Genomic DNA, 24541 nt, shown 5'->3' on the forward strand with positions numbered 1-24541 from the left:
CCCTAAGTTTTACAGTATTCCCGCTGTTAACAGCGCTTTCTCGACAATTTGCTGACCTGATGATGTCAACGGAGTCATAGGTAAGCGCAATGTGGCGTCTTCAATCAATCCAATACGTTGACACGCCCATTTAGCTGGGATTGGATTAGGTTCAACAAATAACTGATGATGCAAGTCCATCAGACGTCGATTAAGTTCACGTGCTTTTGCAAACTCACCCGCATTTGCTAATCGACATAATTCTACCATCTCTGACGCAGCAACGTTAGCAGTAACCGAAATAACACCGTGACCACCAAGTTGCATAAAGTCTAATGATGATGCGTCATCTCCACTTAATAAGATAAAACTATCATCATTAACCAACTCTTGGATTTGACTAACCCTACTTAAGTTCCCTGTCGCCTCTTTAATTGCCACAATATTATCCAACTTGGCTAAACGTGCAACTGTTACTGGCAATAAATCGCATCCAGTACGTCCTGGCACATTATACAGGATTTGTGGTAGTGCAGTGCTTTCAGAAATCGCTTTAAAATGCTGATACAAGCCTTCTTGTGAAGGTTTATTATAATATGGCGTCACACTTAAACAACCCACAATACCTTTGTTTTCAAATTGTTGTGTAAACCAAACGGCTTCAGATGTTGCATTGGCACCCGTACCTGCAATCACAGGAATACGCCCATCTGCCATATCTAATGTCATTAAAACGACATCAACATGCTCGTCATGACTTAATGTTGCTGACTCTCCTGTTGTACCGACAGAAACAATGGCAGCACTGCCTGCATTAACATGATAGTCAACTAATTTACGTAAACTAACCCGGTCAACATTGCCTTTTGCGTCCATTGGTGTAACCAATGCCACCATACTGCCTGTAAAATTAAATTCGTTATTCACCATAATCATTGCTCCGAGATAGACGTATACTCAATGGTACTCATTCATTGCTCTATTGAAAACTACTTAACTCTAGGTTTCTAATGAAATTTGCTAATATTCTTTGATATGAATTAAAGAGATATAATAATTGAAGATAGTGAGCAAGGGATCTTGGCAGAAATCAAAATTTGTGTTTACCTGTTAAGAATAAACTGAAAGTCAAAAGGAACCTCATTTTGCCCATACCTGATAAACATTTTCTCGTCATTACTGCATTAGGCGCTGACCGCCCAGGTATTGTTGATACCATTACACAATTAGTCAGCCAATGTGGATGTAATATCGAGGACAGCCGACTTGCGATGTTTGGTCAAGAGTTTACGTTTATCATGCTACTCTCAGGTGGCTGGAACGCTATCGCACAGTTAGAAGCGTTGTTGCCGATTAAAAGTGCGGAACTTGATTTATTGACCGTCATGAAAAGAACTAAAAATGGGGCTCCCATTACCTATCCTTCTACCATTGCAGCGAAGGTTGATATTGAAGATGCACCCGGTATTGTAGAACGCTTTACTAATTTGTTTAGCCAGCATAATTTTAATCTTGCTGAATTAATTTCTAAAACCCACCTGTCAGAAGATGGCACTCCTGCCCGTTTAGAGATACAAATCACGGCGCATAATCCATTAGATGATCACGGTCTTGTTATTAATGAGAAATTCAATCAGTTATGTACAGAGCTAAATGCTCAAGGCACAATAAGTATCGTAAATAGTCTGATGATGAAACAGTAAAAAATGGAGAATGACCAAATGAACCCATTAAAAGCCGGTGAAAAGGCGCCTCAATTCAGTCTGCCCGACCAAGATGGAGAAACAATTAATTTATCTGATTTCGCTGGCCAACGTGTGCTCGTTTACTTTTACCCTAAAGCAATGACACCGGGTTGTACAACTCAAGCTTGTGGCTTACGTGATGAAATGGATGCATTAAAGAAAGCCAAAGTTGAAGTGCTAGGTATCAGCACAGATAAATCAGAAAAACTTTTCCGTTTCGCTGAAAAAGAGATGTTAAATTTCACGTTGCTTTCAGATGAAGATCATAAAGTTGCAGAAGAATTTGGTATTTGGGGAGAAAAGCAATTTATGGGAAAAACTTACGATGGTATTCATCGTACTTCTTTCTTAATTGATAAAAACGGCGTTATTGAACATGTTTTTGATAGCTTTAAAACAACTAATCACCATCAAATCGTTCTCGAATATCTCGCTCAGCATCCATAATAAATGGTTAAAATGATAAGATAACAGACAGTTTACACTGTCTGTTTTTTATTTGTTTTTTGTTAATACATTCAAGGCGATACTTAGCTTTTCTTTATATGTTGCTCATTCGCAATTTCATCGGGTAATGCATGCAATACTGCTTTTATCAATGTTGCTAATGGTATAGCAAAGAAAACGCCCCAAAATCCCCACATTCCACCGAATATAATCACTGACAATATAATGACTAAAGGGTGCATATTGACGGCTTCAGAATACAAAATTGGCACTAATAAATTGCTATCTAATCCTTGAACAACAAGATAAGCGATGAATAACGCCCAAAAATCAGATCCTAATCCCCATTGAGAAAGCGCAATAACAATCACAGGGATCGTCGCTAAAACAGCACCAACATAAGGCACTAAAACAGAGACACCGACAATAACAGCAAGCAGTACGGAATAACGTAGATCGAAGAAGGCAAAAACAAAATAAGTAAAAATGCCAACAATAACCATTTCTGTCACTTTGCCGCGAATATAGTTGGTTATTTGCTGATTAACTTCAATCCAAACTTGCGCTGCCAGTATTCTATTTTTTGGTAAAACACGACGCACAGCATTAAGCATTTGTTGCTTATCTTTAAGCAAAAAGAACGTCATTAAAGGAACAAGAATAAGATAAATAGAAAGTGTGATAACACCGATTAATGAAGCTAAAGACACCTTTAAGACAGATTCCGCAACTGTTGAGAACTTACTACGTAAGTTTTCTGCCATCATATCAACAATACCCGCATCCATTAATGCAGGGAAACGATCAGGTAATTCATGTGCAAATGCATTGAACTTATTGATCATATTTGGGATATCTGAAATTAGAGTCATCCCTTGTTGCCAAACCGTTGGTGCTAAAATCAAAATAACGATGGCACTAATACCGATAAAAAGTGTCAGAATTATCGATACGGCCCAAATTCGGGCACATCCTAATTTCTCAAGTAAATGAGTTGGCCACTCTAAAAGATAGGCAAGTACAATTGCCACTAACAAAGGAGCGAGTATGCCACTGAAGAAGTACAGAATTGAAAAGCCTGCAATTAAGATAACCACAAGAGCGATAACTTGTGGATCAGCAAATCGGCGTTTGTACCATTGAACAAGCAAGTCCAGCATGAAAATAAAGATCCTTTATAATAATCAGAACAATAGAGCTATATGTATTCATTCATATAAGCAATAATCTTTTGACAGATTTTACGTTAGGTTTTGCTATCATACATCATTAATTATTAATTTTTCGTTAAGATAGCCATCAGGATATAGTTGTATGAAACTCAGACTTAAAAAACCATTAGTCGCGCTTCTTGTTTCTGCGTTGCTATCAACATCAGTAGTGCCAGCACATGCTGCGATTGATATTGAAGATTCTTTACCTGATATGGGAACCACTGCAGGTTCAACGCTAAGTATTAATCAAGAAATCGCTATGGGTGAGTACTATACTCGCCAACTGCGAAATAGTGCACCATTAGTTTTTGACCCCTTACTTTCTAACTACATTAATAATTTAGGGCAGAAACTCGTTTCTAATGCCAACTCAGTAAAAACCCCTTTTCACTTTTATTTAGTTAATAACCCCAATATTAACGCCTTTGCTTATTTTGGGGGAAACATTGTTTTACATTCCGCACTCTTTCGCTATAGCCGAACTGAAAGTGAATTAGCCTCTGTTATGGCTCACGAAATCACGCATGTTACTCAACGTCATTTAGCACGAATGCTAGAAGATCAGGCAAAAACAACCCCTCTTGCACTTGCTGGCGTATTAGGTTCTATTTTGATATTTATGGCCAATCCCAACGCTGGGCTTGCAACCTTTACGGGGAGTATGGCGGGGATGCAGCAGAATATGATCACGTTTACACAAATGAACGAGCAAGAGGCAGATCGTATTGGAATTCAAACACTCTATCGAGCTGGATTTGATCCCAAAGGGATGCCTGATTTTATGCAAATTCTTGCAGACCAAGTTCGCTATAGTTCTAAACCGCCTGAAATGTTATTAACGCACCCCTTACCGGATAGCCGATTATCCGATGCAAGAAGCCGAGCTAGCCAATATCCTGCGCGCCAACTTCCTCAGTCAGCAGATTTTCTGTTTGCTAAAATGCGTGTATTAACCATGCTAAATAAAAATCCCACCGCGGATAATGCATTTCAAACAACGCTTGATCAGTTTAAGCAAGGTACTACGCTTGAAAAATTAGCGGCTAACTATGCTCAAATACTCATTTACTCTCGTGATCGTAAATTTGATGACGCAAGAAAATTACTCACTCCAATGTTAGAAAAAGAGCCTAATAATATTTGGCTTATTGATGCAATGACAGATATCGATTTAGAACAAAATCGGGCAAGTGATGCTGTCGCAAGATTGCAATTGGCATTAAAGCAGAACCCTAATAACAACGTTATTATTGCTAACTTGGCTAATTCTTATATACATAATAAACAATATAACGAAGCTAATCGTCTGCTTTATCGTTATACCTTTGATAATCCAAATGATCCTATTGGCTGGCAATTAATGGCAGAAAACTCAGCTAAACAAGGTGATAGAGCTCATGAATTAGCGGCTTATGCGGAAGATTTAGCACTCCGAGGTGACTTTGAAACAGCGATCCGTTATTTAGGTGATGCAAGCAGACAAGTTAAACTGGGCAGTAACGACCAAGCACGCTTTGATGCACGTATTGACCAGTTAAGAAAAATACAGCAAAGAGACAGTCAATTTAAATAAGGGACAACATGACCAAGAAAGTGACGATTTATCATAATCCACGCTGTTCAAAAAGCCGTGAAACCTTACATTTATTAGAAGAAATGCAAGTAACCCCTGAGATTAATCTCTACTTAGACACAGCGCCTTCAGTAACAGAAATTAAAACACTTCTTAAAGCGCTAGGGTTTGATGATGCAAGAAAATTAATGCGTACAAAAGAAGAGATCTATAAAACACTCAAACTTGCTGACGAAACATCGCAAGATGCATTAATTCAAGCAATGCATGAAAATCCTAAACTTATTGAGCGCCCTATTGTGATTGTTGGGAATAAAGCCCGTTTAGGTCGCCCACCAGAGCAAGTGAAAGAGTTATTTAGCTAAGAGCTAGAATTTATAGCTAAGATCAGAAAATTAAAGCCTATACTTTGCGATGTGTGAAATAGGCTTTATTTTTTGTTTTATCATTAATCCGCAACCGTTTACTCTCTTTTCCCCATTTAGGCATAAATTACCAAATGTTATTAAATTGTAATCACAGCAATTAATAAAGTGTTCTTTATTTCCTCAACAGAAAAAAATCAATCTCTTTTTGCCTTCAAAAAAATTCATTTCAGTTTCATATTTTTTATAGCTAATAAATCGTCATTTTTTGGAAAGTCTATCAAGATCACACTATCCCACTATAGGTCACCTTAAAAAGAAAAAATAATCATGTGTTTCATTTATATTGTGACTCAAGTCTCTTTACACAAATGCGTTCCTACATATCATGGGCATCAGAAAATATGATAGCAGAGTTGATAAACACTAAATTCTCGCCACTCTATTTTTCCATTATCATCCAAGAAAGAAATTAACAAAAAAAATACATTTTAAATAATACTGCAATACAGCAATAAACTTTCAATTTGTTATTTACTCTATCTCTTCTTTAGTTGTTAATTTTTAATTTGATGACAATTAATCGGTGTGAAATGAAGTTATAGATGTATATGAAATAAACAACGTTATAGCCAACATTATGGGCAATTAAAACTAACCAATCATCATTATGGTGTCGGGTGATTGCTAGGCTAATAGGAAAACAGATGAATATCGTACTTAGATTAAAACTTGTCTCATTCCTCCAGTTCTTTATATGGGGATCTTGGCTAGTAACATTTGCCTCGTACCTCTTTGGAGAACTGCATTTTAAAGGTAGTGATGTTGGGCTTATTTTCAGTGCTCTTGGGCTTGCCTCACTTATCGCACCTGTCATTATGGGATTTATTGCAGATAAAATAAACAACCGCAAATTAGTATTTATTACCCTGCATATTTTTTCCGCATTAGCATTAGTGTTAATGTCGCAAATGACGACTGTTACTACATTATTTTTTGCTACCCTGCTGCATTTATTGTTCTTTATGCCAAGTATTTCAATGGCAAACAGCATCATCTTTGAACTGTTAGAGCAAAAACATTTAGAACCTAACAACTACTTTCCAAAGATCCGTGTTTACGGCACAGTCGGTTTTATCGCGGCCATGTGGGTTATTAGCTTCTTAGGTTTAGGTAATAGCTATCATCAACTCTTTGTGGCTGCGATTGCGTCTATTATTCTCGCTGTTTTTGCCATGTTCTTACCTGCAACAAAAACTGTTGATAAAAATGAAGCTAAAACAGAAGAAGTGGCATTTAGTCTTTCTAATATTTTGCAAGTTTTCAAAAAGAAAAACGTGGTTGTTTTCTTATTCTTCGCAACACTGTTAGGATCTGTTCTGCAAATTACGAATACTTTTGGTGTACCATTCCTGCAAGATATTGCAGCATTACCAAACGCTGATGATTCATTCTTTGCACGTTATCCTTCTGTATTCTTATCTATTTCGCAAATTTCAGAAGTTGTCTTTATTTTATTCCTACCTCTGTTACTAAAACGTGTAAGAATCGAAACTATTGTTTTATTTAGTATGATTGCTTGGATTTTACGTTTCGGTTTCTTTGCTTACGGCGACTACACATCATTGGGACAAATCGTCTTATTATTATCAATGATTGTGTATGGCTGTGCTTTCGACTTCTTTAATATTTCAGGTTCACTGTTCTTAGAAAAAGAGATCCCATTACAATATCGTTCCACTGCACAAGGTATGTTTATGACCTTAGTGAACGGTTTTGGTACTTATTTAGGTGCAATGTTAAGTGGCTGGGTCATTGACTTATATACCACAAATGGTGCTGTTGACTGGAAATCATTCTGGTTAATTTTCACAGGCTACACAGTTGCAATTACTGCACTTTATCTGATTTTCTTACTGGTACCTCAGAAGAAAACTAAAGTAGTAGAAGCACACTAATTATTTAACCCTCCTCCTTTATTGTTTGTATTTCTCACCGCTTGCCTTTTATAAAGACAAGCGGTTTTTTTATAGTTTTTAATACAAAAAAACACCATTAAAAATAACGAAAAATCATTACCTTTAATTGGTTTAATTTAAACAATAGAGGAAAATTTGTGTTATTCACCTCACCTAATTCGATGAGGGATAGTATTGAGGTAAAAGCTATAGTTTAAGAATATCTTTCACGAAGGGAATAGTGAGTTTACGTTGAGCTACAATAGAAGCGTGATCAAGTTCATCAAGCATTTCAAAGAGTGTCCGCATTTTTCTATCAAGACGTTTTAACACAAAGCGACCTACATCTTCAGGTAATTCGAAACCACGAAGCTTTGCCCTTAATTGTAATGCTTGAATTTTTTCTTCATCACTTAATGGCTGCAAACGGTAAATTTGCCCCCAATCAAGACGAGACGCTAAATCAGGAAGTTGTAATTCAATTTGGCGAGGTGGTCTATCCCCGGTAATTAATAAACAAGTTCGACCATGCTCTAAAACTCGATTATAAAGATTAAATAAGGCGAGTTCCCACTCTTCATCACCTGCAATACATTGGACATTATCAATACAAACTAATGATAAATGCTCCATGCCCTCAAGGACATCGGGAACAAAATAGGCTCGTTTATCAAGCGGAACATACCCAACAGCATCACCATTTAATGAAAGTTCAGCACATGCAGCATGTAATAGATGGCTCTTTCCACCTCCGTCACGGGACCAGAAATAGATATAACTGCCATGAGATTGATGAATGGCGGTTCGAATTGCCGCGACTAATGACGCGTTTTCCCCTGCATAAAAGCTATCGAATGTCTCGTCATCGGGCAGAGATAGTGGTAATGATAGCTGTGACGGCGTATTCAGAAGCACCTCACCTGAATAGTTTAATAAACGTGGTGATTCTAACACAAATTCTCACAAGGTCAGAACCAATATTAAAAAAGCACATGACACTGATTAAGATAACAGCAAGATTTTCGTGATAGCCTATTTTATGAACACTCATGCTTCAAGTTTCCCTAACATTGACCTTGTTTATTTACAGGAGTTGCCAAGCTATACTTCAAATTATTTAGCGTAAAACCCAAAAAGTATTCTTTGTCTAATTAATGTTTTTATTATCTGAATTTTAATTTCGCGACATCATTACCTGAAGGCTGCTGATAAATATCAAGCTTAAAATATTTAGCTGATGCATTTATATACTCAAAAATCTCAGATTGCGTTTCTTCATATTCTACCCATGTTGTCGCTCTGGTAAAACAGTATAACTCTACGGGTAATCCCATGGGTGTTGGTGGCATTGTTCTTATCACTAAATACATATCAGGCCTAACATCACCACGCATTTTTATCCAATTTAACATGTACTTTCTAAATAACTGTAAATTGGTCACCCCTTTTGTTTCTAGCCATGCATTAATATCACCAATTTCTTCTTCTTTGCCTTCAAGCATTGTTTCTATGCTCTTACGAAGATGTGCAGTATTTTTTAATTCAAGGACTAATTCTTCCGTTGCAAATGAAATCGAAGATTGGTCAATATAAAAGCTACGTTTAATCCGACGCCCTCCAGATGAAAACATCGGTTGCCAGTTAGTATATTTTTCTGTCAAAAAATCCTTTGTCGGAATACGTGAAATCGTGTTATCCCAATTACGGACTGTGATAGTGTGTAATGCGATATCAATCACCTCACCACTGATATTACTACTTGGCAGTTCTATCCAATCATAAAGCTTTAAAACTTTACCGTTAGAAATAAGAATGTTGGCAACAAATGAGATAAGAGTATGTTGAAAAACAAACATTAATACCGCAGCAATAGCACCAAAACTTGAGATAATAATAAGTGGTGATTGTTCAGTAAAAAGTGCAATGATCAGGATAAAAGAAATTATCCAAACGACGATTTTGGCAATTTCAATATAACCTTTAATGGAATTATTCCGATGCCACGCCTTTTTTGCATGTCTAATGTTAAAAATATCGAGAGCATTATTAAGCAATGAGGCAATATTGATAATAATAAAAGCACGAGCAACCGTCTCAAAGATAACATTCATCTCATGTGAAAAAGATGGTAATAACTGATTAATATAAAGAACTAATGTTACTGCAACTATAGAAGCACTCTTTTTAGCAATGTCTTCTATCGTTTCTTCATCTGAAAGTTCAGTAAATAAAAAAAGCAATCGCTTTGCAATCCGACGGAAAATCATCTTGGCGAGAAACCATACCACCAGCAACACAACAACTAAGAATATTGTGGTAAATATCTGCTTTGATGTTATGAAATCATAAACTTCAATGAGTTTTTCCATAAATTGCGTTATACCTTTTTTGAGTCTTTTCCAACCTTAAAACGAATGCCACTTAAATAGTAACTAAATGCCTATTTCGCATAAGAACAGACATCCATTGTCTCATTTATTTAATTTAAATAAACATCATGATTGAATTATTGATGCTTTTCTAAGTTTTAAACACTTAAAAAGTTAAATATCTCAGTTTTTAATTTTAACATAAAAACAAGATGCAATAAAAAAGACGGATATAATCCGCCTTTTTCGTTAACTTCAACATATCACTTATTTTTTATTTGCTGTACCACTGACTGATTCAATCGTGTTATCTACAAATTCTGATTCAGGTCGAACCACACTGACTAATTTAAAGATTAAGCTTAAAACAATACCCACTACTGTTGCTAAAGCCATACCTTTTAATTCAGCCGCACCAATGTGAATTGAAGCACCACTCACACCAACAATCAGAATAATGGCAGTTAATATCAAGTTTTGCGGTTTGTTGTAATCCACTTTTGAATCTAACAAAACACGAATACCTGATGCACCAATGACACCATAAAGTAATAAAGATACTCCACCCATCACTGGAACAGGAACAGCAGCAATAGCGGCGGCTAATTTACCCACACAGGATAATAAGATTGCAAATATTGCTGCGCCACCAATAACCCACGAGCTATAGACTTTGGTAATTGCCATAACACCAATATTTTCACCATATGTGGTATTTGGCGTTGAACCAAAAAAACCAGAAATAATGGTAGAGAAACCGTTTGCGAACATAGAACGATGTAAGCCCGGATTTTTCATTAAATCGCGTTGCACAATATTTGCTGTCACAACAAGGTGACCAACGTGTTCAGCAATAACCACTAATGCCGCAGGAAGAATAATAAAGATAGCACTCCATTCAAAACGTGGTGAATAGAATGTTGGTAGTGCAAACCAATTAGCTTCTTTAATAGGCGTTACATCAACAACCCCTAAGAAGAAAGAAAGTGCATAACCCGCTAATACCCCTATAAGAATAGGAATAATTGCAAGGAATCCTCTAAACATCACTGAACCTAAAATAGTGACACCTAAAGTAACCATAGAGATAAGCAATGTTTGATTATCAACTGGTGCATCTGCACTTGGTAATAAACCCGCCATTCCTGCTGCGGTTCCTGCTAACTCTAAACCAATAACGGCAACGATTGCGCCCATTGCCGCAGGTGGGAACATCACATTAATCCAGCCTCGCCCTGCTATTTTTACAATACCTGCCACAAGACAAAATAACACGCCACAGACGATGAATCCCCCAAGTGCTAATTCATACCCTAATGGTAACAGCAAAAGCACAGGTGAGATAAACGCAAAACTTGAACCTAAATAAGCAGGAATGCGTCCTTTACAAATAAAGAGATAAAGCAGGGTTCCGATCCCGTTAAATAACAATATTGTTGCCGGATTAACTTTAAATAATATTGGCACAAGTACGGTAGCGCCAAACATTGCAAACAGATGCTGAAGGCTCAACGGAATTGTTTGTAATAATGGTGGGCGCTCTTCTACCCCGATTGCACGACGAGTCATGCTTACGACCTCTCTTTAATATGAATGTAAAATTGGTTTGTATTTTTAACTTCATACTCGTCTTACTTTAAGTCGCCATGTTGCTGACTAGACCCACTCGCTCTAGCCATCTAACTGCACCTTAAAATATTTAGAGTATAGAACAAATAAGTGGTCCAAAAAAAAGCCGACTATCAAAGTCGGCTTAATTATTATTTTGTACCAAATATCTTATCACCAGCATCGCCAAGACCTGGAACGATGTACCCATGCTCATTAAGATGGCTATCAACCGATGCAGTGTATAACTCCACATCTGGATGAGCTTCTTCTAATGCCTTAATACCTTCTGGAGCAGCAACCAGTACTAATACTTTAATTGAAGTACAGCCCGCATTTTTTAATAAATCAATTGTGGCAATCATAGAGCCGCCTGTTGCTAACATAGGGTCAACAACAAGAGCCATACGCTCTTCAATATTGGATGCTAATTTCTGGAAGTAAGGGACGGGTTTTAAGGTTTCTTCATCGCGGTAAACGCCAACAACACTGATTCGGGCACTAGGAATATTTTCTAATACTCCATCCATCATCCCGATACCTGCACGGAGGATAGGAACTACTGTGATTTTTTTTCCTTTAATCTGTTCTATCTCTACCGGACCACACCAACCTTCAATTGTTACCGTCTCTGTTGCTAAATCGGCGGTAGCTTCATACGTCAGTAGACTGGAAACTTCTGAAGCCAGTTCACGAAAGCGCTTAGTGCTTATATCATGATCTCGCATCAGCCCCAATTTATGTTGAATGAGTGGGTGTTTTACCTCAACGATCTTCATAATTTCTCCTAATGTACGACGCAGCCTGACAAAAAAATCGCGAGATTATACCGCTTTTTTGCCAACATTCCATCGTTTTTCTATTGATATTGATCAAGCGCACAGCTTTTAACCACGCCAACATGAATAATTGTGACCCAGAAAGAAGATCCTCGCAAACGTTTGCTTTGCCTGTTAGAATAGCGCCCGCACACATTTTTTCTTAACAGCAACTTGCCGTGAGGGCTCTACGTGACTAACAAATCCTCTCTCAGCTATAAAGATGCCGGTGTCGATATTGATGCAGGTAATGCTTTAGTCGATCGTATCAAAGGTGTAGTAAAAGAAACTCGCCGTCCTGAAGTTATGGGGGGGTTAGGTGGTTTTGGTGCACTATGTGCAATTCCATCTAAATACCGCGAACCTATTTTAGTTTCAGGCACCGATGGTGTAGGTACAAAACTCCGCCTTGCGATGGATTTAAATCGCCATGATGACATCGGTATTGATTTAGTCGCAATGTGTGTCAACGATTTAATTGTTCAAGGCGCCGAACCCCTTTTCTTCCTTGACTACTATGCCACAGGAAAATTAGATGTCGATACCGCAGCACGAGTTGTAACAGGTATCGCTGAAGGTTGTAAACAATCAGGCTGTGCGTTAGTGGGTGGCGAAACAGCAGAAATGCCCGGTATGTATCATGGCAATGATTATGATATCGCAGGCTTTTGTGTTGGCGTGGTTGAAAAGTCAGAGATTATTGATGGCAGTAAAGTTAAAGCAGGTGATGCATTAATTGCTTTAGCATCCAGTGGCCCTCATTCTAATGGCTATTCATTAGTCAGAAAAATTCTTGAAGTCAGTAATACACAAGCAGATAGCACATCATTAGGTGACAAATCACTTGCTGATCACCTATTAGCGCCTACACGTATTTACGTGAAATCACTGCTGTCATTAATTGAGAATGTTGATATTCATGCAGTTGCACATATTACAGGTGGCGGTTTTTGGGAAAATATTCCTCGCGTACTACCTGAAAATACGCAAGCTCGCATCGAAAGTCACAGTTGGGAATGGCCGATTGTCTTCAAGTGGTTACAAGAAGCAGGACAAGTTAGCACACATGAAATGTACCGCACCTTTAACTGTGGTGTCGGACTATTAATTGCAGTTAACCCAAATGATGTTGAAAAAACATTAGCACACCTTGCAAAATGTGGTGAAAATGCATGGCTCATCGGTGAAATTGCACCACAAGCCGCAGGTGAAGCACAAGTTATTATTAACTAATGAAAACATGTGAATGAAAAATATCGTTGTCCTTATTTCAGGAAACGGCAGCAACCTACAGGCGATTATTGACGCCTGTAGGGCACATAAAATCACAGGTAATGTGGTTGCTGTCTTCAGCAATAAAGCGGATGCTTTTGGCCTTGAACGAGCAAAAAAGGCTGAGATCCCAGCCTATTTTGTTGATCCAACCGAATTTAATGATAGAGCTGATTACGATAAAGCGCTAATAGAAAAAATTGATGCTTATCAGCCTGATATTGTGGTTTTAGCAGGTTTCATGCGCATTCTATCATCTTATTTTGTCACTCATTATCAGCATAAATTATTAAATATTCATCCTTCTTTGCTTCCTAAATATCCAGGGCTGCATACTCATCGCCAAGTTTTAGCAAATAAAGATTCTTTTCATGGCGTTACCGTCCATTTTGTTACAGAAGAACTTGACGGTGGCCCAATGATTATTCAGGCACGTATTCCTGTTTTGCCGGATGACACTGAACAATCATTACAAGCTAAAATACAAATAGAAGAGTATCGAATCTACCCATTAGCGATCAGCTGGTTAGCTGAAGACCGATTGACTATGAAGAATAATCAAGCTTTCCTTGATGATATCGCGTTGTTCGACAGCCTTGATTAACTATTTCGCTTAAGCTAAAAAGTCACATTGTGCTACACTGTAGCCCGCGTGACTTTTTTTTGTGTCACCCTTTTCTCTTTTTTATTCAATGCATTCACCGAGGTGCTTATGTCCGGTGGTAGGAAAGTTCCACCTATAAAATTACGTCCTCTCGAACGAGAAGATCTCTCTTTTGTCCATCAACTTGATAACAATGCCAGCGTTATGCGCTATTGGTTTGAAGAGCCTTATGAGGCTTTTATTGAGTTAAGTGACTTATATGAAAAACATATTCACGACCAAAGTGAACGCCGCTTTATTGCTGAAAGTGAAGGCACTAAAGTGGGACTTGTCGAGTTGGTTGAAATTGATTATGTTCATCGTCGTGCCGAATTCCAAATTATCATTGCACCTGCACATCAGGGTCATGGCTATGCCGCAAGAGCTGCAAAATTGGCGATGGATTATGCTTTTTCTGTACTTAATTTATACAAACTCTATTTAATCGTTGATAAAGAGAATGCTAAAGCGATTCATATTTATGAAAAGCTTGGCTTTAAAAAAGAAGGTGATTTAATAGATGAGTTTTTTGTTAACGGTGCCTATCGTTCTGCAATTAGAATGTGTACATTCCAAGCACCTTATTTTGAGCAAAAAGCCAAAGAAGCAAAACCCGAAAATTTTGTCAAACCGGGTGCGACTATTAAGCAACATGTCTGATTTATTCAGATATTAAGATTTAACTTTAACCCTAGTTGGAGTTCAGATGTCCCAGGAACGACTCTATATTGATAAAGAGATCAGTTGGCTTGCGTTTAATGAACGTGTATTACAAGAGGCGGCTGACAAACGAAACCCGTTAATTGAAAGAGTCAGGTTTCTGGGGATCTATTCAAATAATCTTGATGAGTTCTATAAAGTCCGTTTTGCTGATGTTAAACGCCGTATCTTAATTAATGAAGAGCGAGGCTCTCGCTCTGCTTCAAGTCATGCTCGCCATCTTATCAAAAAAATTCAGTCAAAAGTGGCTAAAGCTGACCAAGAGTTTGATGCTTTATATAACGATTTATTGCTTGAGATGGCACGAAATCAAATCTTCTTAATCAATGAACGTCAAATCTCACCTAATCAACAAATCTGGTTACGCCAATATTTTCGCCAAAACTTAAGAAAACACATTACGCCCATTTTAATTAATCCTGAAACCAATTTGGTTGAGTTTCTTAAAGACGACTATACCTATTTGGCCGTTGAAATTGCACAAGGGCAAACTATTCATTACGCCTTATTAGAAATTCCATCAGATAAAGTTCCTCGCTTTGTTATTCTGCCAACGGATCAAGGACGTAGTAAGAAAAAATCCATGATTTTATTGGATAATATTTTACGTTACTGCCTTGATGAAGTTTTTAAAGGTTTTTTTGATTATGACTCATTGAATGCTTATTCTATGAAAATGACGCGAGATGCGGAGTACGATCTTGCGACAGAAATGGAATCAAGTTTACTTGAAATGATGTCCTCAACCTTAAAACAACGTCTTACCGCAGAGCCTGTGCGTTTTGTTTACCAACGTGATATGCCAGATGAAATGGTAGCATTACTACGCAGTAAATTAGGTTTATCAAATAACGACTCCGTTATTGCAGGGGGACGTTATCATAACTTTAAAGACTTTATTAACTTTCCAAATGAAGGTAGTAAATTTCTATTAAATAAACCTATTCCACGTTTACGCCATATTTGGTTTGATAATTTCCGTAATGGTTTTGACGCCATTAGGGAACGTGATGTCTTGCTTTATTATCCTTATCATACTTTTGAGCATGTGCTGGAATTGTTGCGCCAAGCCTCTTTTGACCCAAGCGTTATTTCAATCAAAATCAATATTTACCGTGTTGCAAAAGACTCTCGAATTATAGATTCCATGATCCATGCAGCACACAACGGTAAACGAGTCACTGTGGTTGTAGAGTTACAAGCTCGTTTTGATGAAGCGGCCAATATTCATTGGGCAAAACGCCTAACAGAAGCGGGTGTTCACGTTATATTCTCAGCTCCAGGTTTAAAAATTCATGCGAAATTATTTATTATTTCTCGCTTAGAAGATGGTGAAATTATTCGCTATGCCCATATTGGTACTGGGAATTTTAACGAAAAAACAGCGCGCCTTTATACTGACTATTCGCTCTTAACTGCGAATACTGAAATTACCAATGAAGTACGTCGCGTTTTTAGTTTTATAGAAAACCCTTATCGCCCTGTGATTTTTGAGCATTTGATGGTTTCACCTCAAAATTCACGAACTCTTTTAAACCAACTAATTACTAATGAAATTCACAGTGCTCAAGCAGGGCATCCCGCTGGGATTACATTAAAAGTGAATAATTTAGTCGATGAAGAGTTGGTTAATCGTCTTTATGACGCATCAGAAGCGGGAGTCAAAGTCCGGCTTTTAGTGCGAGGCATGTGCTCTTTAGTTCCTAATCAGCCAGGATTTAGTGAGAATATTCAAGTTACCAGTATCGTTGATCGTTTTTTAGAACATGATCGCGTTTATGTTTTTACTAATAAAGGTGATGAAAAAATCTTCTTATCTTCTGCCGATTGGATGACGCGAAATCTTGACTATCGTATTGAAGTTGCAGTGGCTTTGCTTGATCCTCAACTGAAACAACGTGTTCTTGATATATTAGATATTCAATTTAATGACACCGTTAAAGCGCGTTTTATTGATAAAGATTTAACAAATAACTATGTTCCTCGTGGAAATAAACGTAAAATTCGTTCCCAGCTTGCTGTCTATGAGTACATTAAATTGTTAGAACAACCCGGATCACGAGCGTAATTTTATGCCTTTATCACAAGATGACTCTTCACCACGTCCTTTAGAAATTGCAGCTATTGACCTCGGTTCTAATAGTTTTCATATGATAATTGCGCGCGTTGTTAATGGCGCATTGCAAGTGTTAAGTCGCTTAAAACAGCGTGTTTATCTCGCTGATGGCCTTGACGATAATAATGAATTAAGCGAAGAGTCTATGTTACGTGGGCTTTCCGCCCTTTCTCTTTTTGCTGAAAGGTTACAGGGCTTTCCTGCCGAAAATGTTACTGTCGTTGGCACACATACATTGCGTGTTGCGACTAACGCTAAAGTCTTTCTCCAACGGGCAAAAGAAGTTATCCCTTACCCTATCGAAATTATTTCTGGACATGAAGAAGCACGACTTATCTTTATGGGCGTTGAACATACACAATCAGAAAAAGGTCGAAAACTCGTTATTGATATTGGTGGTGGCTCAACAGAATTGGTTATTGGTGAAAACTTTGAACCGATCTTAATTGAAAGCCAGCGCATGGGTTGTGTCAGTTTTAGTCGTCAATTTTTTCCTGAGCAAAAAATTAGTGAATCTGCTTTTCGTAAAGCACGAGAAAAAGCAGCACGTAAAATGGAAAAAATGGCATGGCAATATAAAATGACGGGATGGGATGTTGCTTTAGGCGCATCGGGCACCATTAAAGCGGCTCATGAGATCTTAGTTGAGTTTGGCGAAAAAGACGGTGTTATCACCCCCGAACGTCTACTTATGTTAACAAAACAAGTGTTGCGCTTTAAGAAATTTAAAGACATCTCATTACCGGGGTTATCCGATGAGCGTAAGCATGTTTTTGTACCAGGCTTGGCTATTTTATGCGGTATTTTTGATTCTTTAGGATTAAAAGCACTACACCTATCTGATGGTGCTCTACGTGAAGGTGTGCTTTATGAAATGGAAGGCAGATTTCGCCATCAAGATATTCGCCAACGTACAGCAAAAAGCCTTGCCGAGCACTATAATATTGATAGAGAGCAAGCAAAACGTGTACTTGAAACCATGCAGTCCCTTTACGAACAATGGGCGCAACAAAATCCTAAACTCGTTCGCCCTGATCTAGAAGCCATTTTAGTTTGGGCTGTCATGTTACATGAGGTCGGATTAAGCATTAATTTAAGTGGATTGCACCGCCATTCTGCTTATATCCTTTCAAATACAGATTTGCCAGGTTTTAACCAAGAACAACAGCTATTATTAACAACCTTAGTTCGCTATCACAGAAAAGGGATTAAGCTAGATGAATTGCCTAAATTTAATCTTTATAAAAAGAAACAATATTTCCCACTCGTACAAATACTTAGATTAGCAACTTTACTTAATAATCAGCGACAATCGACGACAAAACCAGCATCTTTGCGTTTAGCTACTGATGAAAATCATTGGACTCTTTATTTTCCTAAAAAATATCTTTCCGATAACACATTGATGGAGTTGGATTTAGAAAAAGAACAAGAGCATTGGCAGTCAGTTCCGGGCTGGAAACTAGATATAAAAGAGGAATCTGCTTAACAATATGATATTATAAAGAAAAAGACGCTAGTCAATGCGTCTTTTGTTGCATCTATCATACAACAACTATCACATAACAACATAGGTTTGATTTGTGACCATAATATGAACATCACCAACGCAATATTGTTCAAGATTCATATTTTTTATACGGAGAAGACCGATAATCATCCTAAAATGGAATAATTAGTGTCAATGGTTATCTCCCTCGTAAGAATTAAAAAGGAATAACATGTCTCAAACAGCTATCAACAATGATACTGCGGCTGCCATCAATCCGTATTCACAAAAAGTGGCACTCCTGCGTCAGCAAATTTTGAGTATCTTTCTTGAAGATGATCAATTTGTTGAAACCGTTTTAGGGGAAGCAAGTGAAAATGATAGGCTGAGCCACCACGAACTTCATGAAAAAATCACCACTGTTCGAGAATTACTACAAGATCTACACGCGGCAGATATTGCAGATATTCTTGAAGCCCTTCCCTATGACGAGCGTCTCGCATTGTGGCATTTGGTTGATAATAATGAACGTGGTGCTGTTTTAGTCGAAGCGTCTGTCGCCGTTTGGGACAGCTTAATTAAAGATATGACCGACCGTGAATTATTACGATCGGTCGCCACATTACATGTGGATGAGCAAGCGTACATTGCAGAGCACTTACCACGCGATACAATGCGTCGCCTTCTTACCTATTTAGAACCAAGCCTGCGTAATAGGATAAGAGAAGTCCTGCAATATCCAAAAGACAGCGTTGGTCAAATGATGGACTTTGAGTTCGTCACTGTGCGAGGCAATGTCACGTTAAAAACTGTACAACGCTATTTACGCCAACGAGGCTCTATTCCTGAAGCAACGGATAAAATTTTCGTTATCGATAATAAAAATCATCTGTTGGGCGAACTTCCATTAACCACTGTTTTAACGCAATCTCCTGACAAACTTGTATCAGATGTAATGAAAACAGATACTGTGAGCTTTATGCCAGAAGAAAAAGGCGAAGATGCGGCGGGTGCGTTCGAACGTTATGACTTAATTTCAGCCGCTGTGGTTGATAGCAATGGTCTTCTTATGGGGCGATTAACTGTTGAAGATATCGTTGATAACATGCATGAAGAGAGCGATACCAATATTCGTCGTATGGGGGGGTTGAGCCCAGAAGAGGACGTTTTCGCTCCAGTTGGACAAGCCGTTAAAACACGTTGGACTTGGCTTGCTATCAACTTATGTACCGCTTTCGTTGCCTCTCGTGTTATTGGTGTCTTTGAAGATACTATCTCACAATTAGTTGCGCTTGCCACACTAATGCCTATTGTTGCAGGTATTGGAGGTAACACGGGTAATCAAACTATTACAATGATTGTACGTGCCTTAGCACTGCACCAAATTCAAACCGGAAGCTTCTCATTCTTAATTTTAAGAGAGCTTGGTGTCGCCCTTATTAACGGTATTGTTTGGGGAGGGATAATGGGAATTGTCACTTTCCTCCTCTATGGCGACCTTGCTATGGGTGCGGTAATGACAATGGCGATGGTATTAAACCTCTTAATGGCTGCCATGATGGGTGTACTGATCCCAATGACCATGATTAAATTAGGTAAAGATCCTGCAATTGGTTCAAGCGTTATGATAACCGCAATTACAGATACAGGTGGTTTCTTTATTTTCTTAGGTTTAGCCACTATCTTCCTAGTTTAAAATCACGCAATAATACGTTATTACACTAACGCCACTGTTAATAAAATACAGTGGCGTTTTTTTGTGTGACTAACAATAAATAATTAAACCGTTGTTGAAAGGTAATAGTAAACAAGTAGCAATACGATGATCAGCGATGTGATAAACGTTTTTTTAACAGAAGCACTCAGTGCATAATTATCAGTGTGTTTAGTGTTATTTAGTATGGTTTTTAACGCTAAACCACCACCTAATGCAACGATAGAAAGTGAGGCAAACAGAACAATTGCAGCTAAGAGAATAGCACTCATTGAGATAGAGACCATAAATCCTCCGACATATCAATTGACTTACTGTTGTAATTATAATCAAAAATAACTTTTTTGATGCTTATTTTTGTTTTTATTTTTTTATTTGAGAGACTGTTCTAAAAAATCACATTATGCATAAAAACACAAAAATATGATTATGATTATAAATTTAAATGGCATTAAATTTCACAAATTATTAATTATTTGAATTTCAAAACCACGGAAGGCGAATTTAACATATAGTAGAATATGCTAATAATCTATTTCCTATCAGATCATATCTTTCACTATTAATACGAATAACTTTCTTAATTATCTAATAATAACTTTTTTTACAAAAAATAATAAATTAAATTCATAGCGCTTTTATTATTTAATTGTTTATTTAAAGCATAATAAATATATTCAATATCACCTCGTTTTTATTTAGAGATATTAAAATCCATCCCAAAAACAATAATACGTAATATTTTTACATTATATATAATAACTTCAATTTATTAATATAATATATTACAAAAACTAAACAATTAAGATATTAAACCCACAAATTAGTGACTTTTAAGTCTATTTAATTGTTTTATTTTAACCTATTTACATCATTAAGAGCTTCCTGTTATAACTTAAACCATCATCACAACATTATTCTTTCTCACGTAAATAGCCTATAAATAACCATCTACTGTTATTTATTTCCACCCTGTTTTATTTGCTGATCCTAAAAGAATATATTTGTGACTTTATTAGTTATTAATTTTATCACGATGATTATTATAGGTTGTTATTATGACATCACAATCACACTCCACTCAGCCGTTGAGTCAACCTACGGCAAGACCATTAAATCGCAACGACTATAAAACGTTGGGTTTATCCTCACTAGGAGGAACTTTGGAGTTCTATGATTTCGTAATCTTCGTGTTCTTTACGAAAACATTGAGCCACTTGTTCTTTCCTGGTGATAACGCCTTTATTGCACAGATGCAGACATTGGGTATTTTTGCAGCCGGTTATCTTGCTCGTCCTTTGGGTGGCATCATTATGGCACACTACGGCGATATTATTGGCCGTAAACGTATGTTTACTTTAAGTATCTTTTTAATGGCCGTTCCAACATTAATTATTGGTTTATTACCTACTTATGCCAGCATTGGCGTCGCTGCTCCATTATTGCTGTTATTGATGCGTATCATGCAAGGTGCTGCTATTGGTGGTGAAATGCCAGGTGCTTGGGTCTTTATTGCAGAACATACGCCAAAACAACGTTATGGTTTGGGTGTTGGGACATTAACGTCAGGTATTACGGGCGGTATTTTATTAGGATCGATCGTCGCAATTATCGTTCAGCGTAGTTATAGCGCTCAGGAAGTTAATGATTTTGCTTGGCGTATTCCCTTTATTTTAGGTGGGATATTTGGCTTAATTTCTGTTTACTTACGTCGTTTCTTGCAAGAAACTCCTATCTTTAAAGAGATGGCCGCAAAAAAAGCCTTAGCACAAGAAATGCCTGTAATTTCAGTCATTAAAAACCATAAACAAGCGTGTTTAATTACAGCTGTATTAACTTGGTCTTTATCAACAGCCATTGTTGTCACCATATTGATGACACCTAGTGTAATTGTTGAAGGGATTTACAAAATTGATAGAACCACCTCATTGGAAGCGAACTGTGTTGCAACATTAACCTTAACTTTAGGTTGTATCTTCTGGGGCTGGATTGGCGACAAATTAGGAACACGAGTTTCAATGACATTATCATGGGGTGGCTTGATTGTTACTGCATTCCATTTCTATGGCAGTTTAGATACAGCAATGTCAGGTTTTCAGTTAGCATTTAATTATGGATTGATGGGCTTTTTTGTTGGTGCGATTGCTACAACACCAATTGTTAGTACAAGAGCATTTCCACCATCAATTCGTTTTTCAGGGTTGTCTTTTGCTTACAATATGGCTTATGCCGTGTTTGGTGGATTAACCCCAATGTTAACTGGTGCATGGTTAGAAAAGACAGCAATGGCGGGTGCCTATTATGTCGCTGGAGTCTCATTCTTAGCAATTGCTGTCGCATTCTTACCTTTAGCTTATAAAGGTTGGACTGCGGTAAAGCCAACTACTCGTGAAAAAGACGTTGCATTACAAATTGATAAAGTAGTTGGTTAAGTCTTTATCAATGTATAAATATGCTCTATTAATATCCCCTTACACAATACCGCCCTTAATATGGGCGGTATTTTTTTGTGCTACATTTTATGGTAACAAATACAAAAAAGGATGCCTTTTGGCATCCTCTATTTTCTTCAGCTTTCGTTTTTTAATGCTACAAATTATTGTGTCATTTTACTCAGCATTGGTGCAGTTAAAAGCATTAAGATTGCAATAACACCTGTCACAATACCGATTTGTAGGAAGACACTGCTATAGATTTCTAATGAGGCATGTGCGCTTTGAACATCTTCTGGTACCGCCATTAAACTTGCAACTTTACCTGCAATAATTGCAGCGGCTGCCGAAGTTAAGAACCAAGCACCCATGATAAAACCCATTAAACGCTGTGGTACAAGTTGAGCAACCATTGCAAGGCCAAGCCCAGAAATCATTAACTCACCAATACTTTGGAAACCATAGCTTGCTACTAACCACCATGAAGAGACAATACCTGCTTCATTTGCCATGCTTGCACCCAGTGGTAACACTAAGAATGCAGTCGCACTTAAGAACATCCCTACGGTGAACTTATATGGCATTGGTAGTTTATCACCCATAAAGTTATACACAGCCGCTAATAATGGGCTTGCTAACATGATCCAGAATGGATTAAGTGACTGGAATTGCTCTGGTTGAACACTGAAACCTAAAAGGGAATGTTCAACATTATGGATTGCGAAGAAGTTTAAAGACGTTGGCATTTGATCGTAAAGAACAAAGAAGACCACAGCTTCAACCATCAGTAAAAACGCCACAATCATCTTACGGCGAGCAGCCCCTTTCATCATAAAGGTTTCACGCGCAAAAATTAGGATGATACCTAATGAGATCACAGCTAAAGACCAACTTGCGACTTCATTATTATGCAATAACCATGTTGATAGTGCAGTTAATGCAACAATCCCCACCAGCGTTAATAATAATTTTGAATAGTTAAGCGGTTCAAAATCAGGTCTAGAACCTTTATCTTTGATCCAACCACGGCAAACCATAAAGTTTGCTAAGGTGATCAGCATACCTACAACACTTAAGGCAAATGCTACATCCCAACCATAATTAGCTGCTAACCATGGTGTTGCTAACATAGATAAGAACGAGCCTACGTTGATAGACATATAGTACATCGTAAATGCACCGTCTAATTGCGGATCGTTTTTCTCATAACAGGTTGCAAGTAATGAGGATGGATTTGCTTTAAATAAACCATTACCTACAGCAATGGTTGCAAGCCCCCAATAAATCACATCTTTATCGTGATCTGAGAAAGCCACCATTGCATAACCAATTGCCAGAACTATAGCACCGAGGATTATAACCCTTTTTGTACCAAGGACTTTATCACCCAGCCATCCACCGATAGCAACAAAACCATAAACCAATGCGGTAAATGCAGCAAAAACGGTGATTGCTTCTGCCTCACCCATGCCCAGCATTTTAACCAGATAAACGGCCATGATCCCTTGTAGACCGTAATAGCCAAAACGTTCCCATAATTCGATTGAGAAGATGAGATAAAATGCGCGAGGCTGTTTAAATGCATTCAGGCTCGGTTTTTGTCCATCGTCAGGTGTGTTTGCAGTTGACACTAAAAACCTCTAATTATTTTATTACGCCTTTATATTTAGGCTAATTTTTACAAAAATGATTATTTTAAGACAGAGTTAAAGCTCGGTGAATTTCATACTGGATTGTTATTCTTTGAAAAGAGTTCAAACACAGAGAAAAACAAGGTTGGCATTCTATCACTGGAAAGCATAATTATCTAAGAATTATAACTAACTATTGCGTTTTATCATAGTTACAGGCATTTGTACAAAATAGTTATGCGATTAAAAAAGCATCAAGCAAAATAACTTACTGATTATCAATAAATTATTTTCTACTTAATTATCCCTATATAAACAATTAAGCCACGCTGTTGTTTGTCTGTTTTTTAATAAATAATGGCTTATTGAATAACAACGATAAAATAATGCCAGTATCATTTCATTTTAACTGCTTAAAATAACGCCAATAAAACACATTCCTTGACTT

Annotated in this window: 20 protein-coding genes; 12 read left to right on the plus strand and 8 right to left on the minus strand. The window is 37.5% G+C overall.

Going from position 1 to position 24541, the window contains the following annotated elements; translation table 11 throughout:
• Positions 1-9 precede the first annotated feature (9 nt).
• Positions 10-909, minus strand: coding sequence for a 4-hydroxy-tetrahydrodipicolinate synthase (gene dapA / locus GWI68_RS12965; RefSeq protein WP_072068421.1), 900 nt, complete (start codon positions 907-909; stop codon positions 10-12).
• A 215-nt stretch (positions 910-1124) separates the two neighbouring features.
• Here dapA and GWI68_RS12970 point away from each other — a divergent pair, with 215 nt between their 5' ends.
• Positions 1125-1682: a glycine cleavage system transcriptional repressor gene (locus GWI68_RS12970; protein WP_166540557.1), complete on the plus strand. Its 558-nt coding sequence runs from the start codon at positions 1125-1127 to the stop codon at positions 1680-1682.
• Between the two features lie 18 nt (positions 1683-1700).
• Positions 1701-2171 (plus strand): thioredoxin-dependent thiol peroxidase, encoded by a 471-nt coding sequence (gene bcp, locus GWI68_RS12975; protein ID WP_166540558.1) that lies wholly within the window; start codon positions 1701-1703, stop codon positions 2169-2171.
• 83 nt (positions 2172-2254) lie between these two features.
• On the opposite strand, the gene GWI68_RS12980 is transcribed toward bcp, so the two are convergent.
• On the minus strand, positions 2255-3331 hold the full coding sequence (locus GWI68_RS12980; RefSeq protein ID WP_166540559.1) for an AI-2E family transporter: 1077 nt from the start codon (positions 3329-3331) through the stop codon (positions 2255-2257).
• A gap of 154 nt (positions 3332-3485) precedes the next feature.
• Here GWI68_RS12980 and GWI68_RS12985 point away from each other — a divergent pair, with 154 nt between their 5' ends.
• The 3 genes from GWI68_RS12985 (at position 3486) to GWI68_RS12995 (ending at position 7281) form a co-directional block, all read left to right on the plus strand.
• The gene (locus GWI68_RS12985; protein WP_109407719.1) at positions 3486-4958 is read left to right on the plus strand and encodes a M48 family metallopeptidase; all 1473 of its coding nucleotides are present in this window, start codon (positions 3486-3488) and stop codon (positions 4956-4958) included.
• 8 nt (positions 4959-4966) lie between these two features.
• Entirely contained in the window at positions 4967-5323 is a 357-nt protein-coding gene (gene arsC / locus GWI68_RS12990) for an arsenate reductase (glutaredoxin) (RefSeq protein ID WP_166540560.1), read from the plus strand.
• 707 nt (positions 5324-6030) lie between these two features.
• The gene (locus GWI68_RS12995) at positions 6031-7281 is read left to right on the plus strand and encodes an MFS transporter (protein WP_166540561.1); all 1251 of its coding nucleotides are present in this window, start codon (positions 6031-6033) and stop codon (positions 7279-7281) included.
• 207 nt (positions 7282-7488) lie between these two features.
• Here the strand turns inward: GWI68_RS12995 and hda are convergent, their stop codons facing one another.
• The 4 genes from hda to upp form a co-directional block, all read right to left on the minus strand.
• A complete protein-coding gene (gene hda / locus GWI68_RS13000) occupies positions 7489-8196 on the minus strand; it encodes a DnaA inactivator Hda (protein WP_166540599.1) in 708 nt (235 codons plus the stop codon).
• Between the two features lie 248 nt (positions 8197-8444).
• Complete coding sequence (locus GWI68_RS13005) at positions 8445-9650, minus strand: mechanosensitive ion channel domain-containing protein (RefSeq protein WP_109407722.1); 1206 nt, start codon at positions 9648-9650, stop codon at positions 8445-8447.
• A 267-nt stretch (positions 9651-9917) separates the two neighbouring features.
• Positions 9918-11219 (minus strand): uracil permease, encoded by a 1302-nt coding sequence (uraA, locus tag GWI68_RS13010; protein WP_166540562.1) that lies wholly within the window; start codon positions 11217-11219, stop codon positions 9918-9920.
• 191 nt (positions 11220-11410) lie between these two features.
• Complete coding sequence (gene upp / locus GWI68_RS13015) at positions 11411-12037, minus strand: uracil phosphoribosyltransferase (protein ID WP_072068431.1); 627 nt, start codon at positions 12035-12037, stop codon at positions 11411-11413.
• 231 nt (positions 12038-12268) lie between these two features.
• On the opposite strand from upp, the gene purM reads away from it, so the two are divergent.
• The 6 genes from purM to mgtE all read left to right on the plus strand — a co-directional run bounded on the left by purM (position 12269) and on the right by mgtE (position 20012).
• The gene (gene purM / locus GWI68_RS13020; protein WP_109407724.1) at positions 12269-13309 is read left to right on the plus strand and encodes a phosphoribosylformylglycinamidine cyclo-ligase; all 1041 of its coding nucleotides are present in this window, start codon (positions 12269-12271) and stop codon (positions 13307-13309) included.
• 13 nt (positions 13310-13322) lie between these two features.
• Entirely contained in the window at positions 13323-13952 is a 630-nt protein-coding gene (gene purN, locus GWI68_RS13025) for a phosphoribosylglycinamide formyltransferase (RefSeq protein WP_166540563.1), read from the plus strand.
• A 108-nt stretch (positions 13953-14060) separates the two neighbouring features.
• Positions 14061-14651 carry a spermidine N1-acetyltransferase gene (speG, locus tag GWI68_RS13030; protein ID WP_072068434.1) on the plus strand — a complete coding sequence of 197 codons (591 nt, stop codon included), beginning with the start codon at positions 14061-14063 and terminating at the stop codon, positions 14649-14651.
• Between the two features lie 46 nt (positions 14652-14697).
• Positions 14698-16779, plus strand: coding sequence for a polyphosphate kinase 1 (gene ppk1, locus GWI68_RS13035; RefSeq protein ID WP_109407726.1), 2082 nt, complete (start codon positions 14698-14700; stop codon positions 16777-16779).
• A gap of 4 nt (positions 16780-16783) precedes the next feature.
• Positions 16784-18316: an exopolyphosphatase gene (ppx, locus tag GWI68_RS13040; protein WP_166540564.1), complete on the plus strand. Its 1533-nt coding sequence runs from the start codon at positions 16784-16786 to the stop codon at positions 18314-18316.
• 232 nt (positions 18317-18548) lie between these two features.
• Positions 18549-20012 carry a magnesium transporter gene (gene mgtE / locus GWI68_RS13045; protein WP_109407727.1) on the plus strand — a complete coding sequence of 488 codons (1464 nt, stop codon included), beginning with the start codon at positions 18549-18551 and terminating at the stop codon, positions 20010-20012.
• A gap of 83 nt (positions 20013-20095) precedes the next feature.
• On the opposite strand, the gene GWI68_RS13050 is transcribed toward mgtE, so the two are convergent.
• On the minus strand, positions 20096-20317 hold the full coding sequence (locus GWI68_RS13050; protein ID WP_166540565.1) for a hypothetical protein: 222 nt from the start codon (positions 20315-20317) through the stop codon (positions 20096-20098).
• 771 nt (positions 20318-21088) lie between these two features.
• On the opposite strand from GWI68_RS13050, the gene GWI68_RS13055 reads away from it, so the two are divergent.
• On the plus strand, positions 21089-22462 hold the full coding sequence (locus GWI68_RS13055) for an MFS transporter (protein WP_109407729.1): 1374 nt from the start codon (positions 21089-21091) through the stop codon (positions 22460-22462).
• 164 nt (positions 22463-22626) lie between these two features.
• Here the strand turns inward: GWI68_RS13055 and dtpA are convergent, their stop codons facing one another.
• On the minus strand, positions 22627-24093 hold the full coding sequence (dtpA, locus tag GWI68_RS13060) for a dipeptide/tripeptide permease DtpA (protein WP_166540566.1): 1467 nt from the start codon (positions 24091-24093) through the stop codon (positions 22627-22629).
• Positions 24094-24541 lie beyond the last annotated feature (448 nt).

This window comes from Proteus sp. G2669, assembly GCF_009915245.1.
Taxonomy (GTDB): domain Bacteria; phylum Pseudomonadota; class Gammaproteobacteria; order Enterobacterales; family Enterobacteriaceae; genus Proteus.

What these genes read in the sequence shown, in the direction of transcription:
- GWI68_RS13055 (WP_109407729.1), top strand. Translation starts at nt 21,089, where the DNA reads ATGACATCACAATCACACTCCACTCAGCCGTTGAGTCAACCTACGGCA.
- purN (WP_166540563.1), top strand. Translation starts at nt 13,323, where the DNA reads ATGAAAAATATCGTTGTCCTTATTTCAGGAAACGGCAGCAACCTACAG.
- GWI68_RS12995 (WP_166540561.1), top strand. Translation starts at nt 6,031, where the DNA reads ATGAATATCGTACTTAGATTAAAACTTGTCTCATTCCTCCAGTTCTTT.
- mgtE (WP_109407727.1), top strand. Translation starts at nt 18,549, where the DNA reads ATGTCTCAAACAGCTATCAACAATGATACTGCGGCTGCCATCAATCCG.
- GWI68_RS13050 (WP_166540565.1), bottom strand. Translation starts at nt 20,317, where the DNA reads ATGGTCTCTATCTCAATGAGTGCTATTCTCTTAGCTGCAATTGTTCTG.
- GWI68_RS12985 (WP_109407719.1), top strand. Translation starts at nt 3,486, where the DNA reads ATGAAACTCAGACTTAAAAAACCATTAGTCGCGCTTCTTGTTTCTGCG.
- ppk1 (WP_109407726.1), top strand. Translation starts at nt 14,698, where the DNA reads ATGTCCCAGGAACGACTCTATATTGATAAAGAGATCAGTTGGCTTGCG.
- ppx (WP_166540564.1), top strand. Translation starts at nt 16,784, where the DNA reads ATGCCTTTATCACAAGATGACTCTTCACCACGTCCTTTAGAAATTGCA.
- dapA (WP_072068421.1), bottom strand. Translation starts at nt 909, where the DNA reads ATGGTGAATAACGAATTTAATTTTACAGGCAGTATGGTGGCATTGGTT.
- bcp (WP_166540558.1), top strand. Translation starts at nt 1,701, where the DNA reads ATGAACCCATTAAAAGCCGGTGAAAAGGCGCCTCAATTCAGTCTGCCC.
- speG (WP_072068434.1), top strand. Translation starts at nt 14,061, where the DNA reads ATGTCCGGTGGTAGGAAAGTTCCACCTATAAAATTACGTCCTCTCGAA.
- arsC (WP_166540560.1), top strand. Translation starts at nt 4,967, where the DNA reads ATGACCAAGAAAGTGACGATTTATCATAATCCACGCTGTTCAAAAAGC.
- uraA (WP_166540562.1), bottom strand. Translation starts at nt 11,219, where the DNA reads ATGACTCGTCGTGCAATCGGGGTAGAAGAGCGCCCACCATTATTACAA.
- GWI68_RS13005 (WP_109407722.1), bottom strand. Translation starts at nt 9,650, where the DNA reads ATGGAAAAACTCATTGAAGTTTATGATTTCATAACATCAAAGCAGATA.
- GWI68_RS12980 (WP_166540559.1), bottom strand. Translation starts at nt 3,331, where the DNA reads ATGCTGGACTTGCTTGTTCAATGGTACAAACGCCGATTTGCTGATCCA.
- upp (WP_072068431.1), bottom strand. Translation starts at nt 12,037, where the DNA reads ATGAAGATCGTTGAGGTAAAACACCCACTCATTCAACATAAATTGGGG.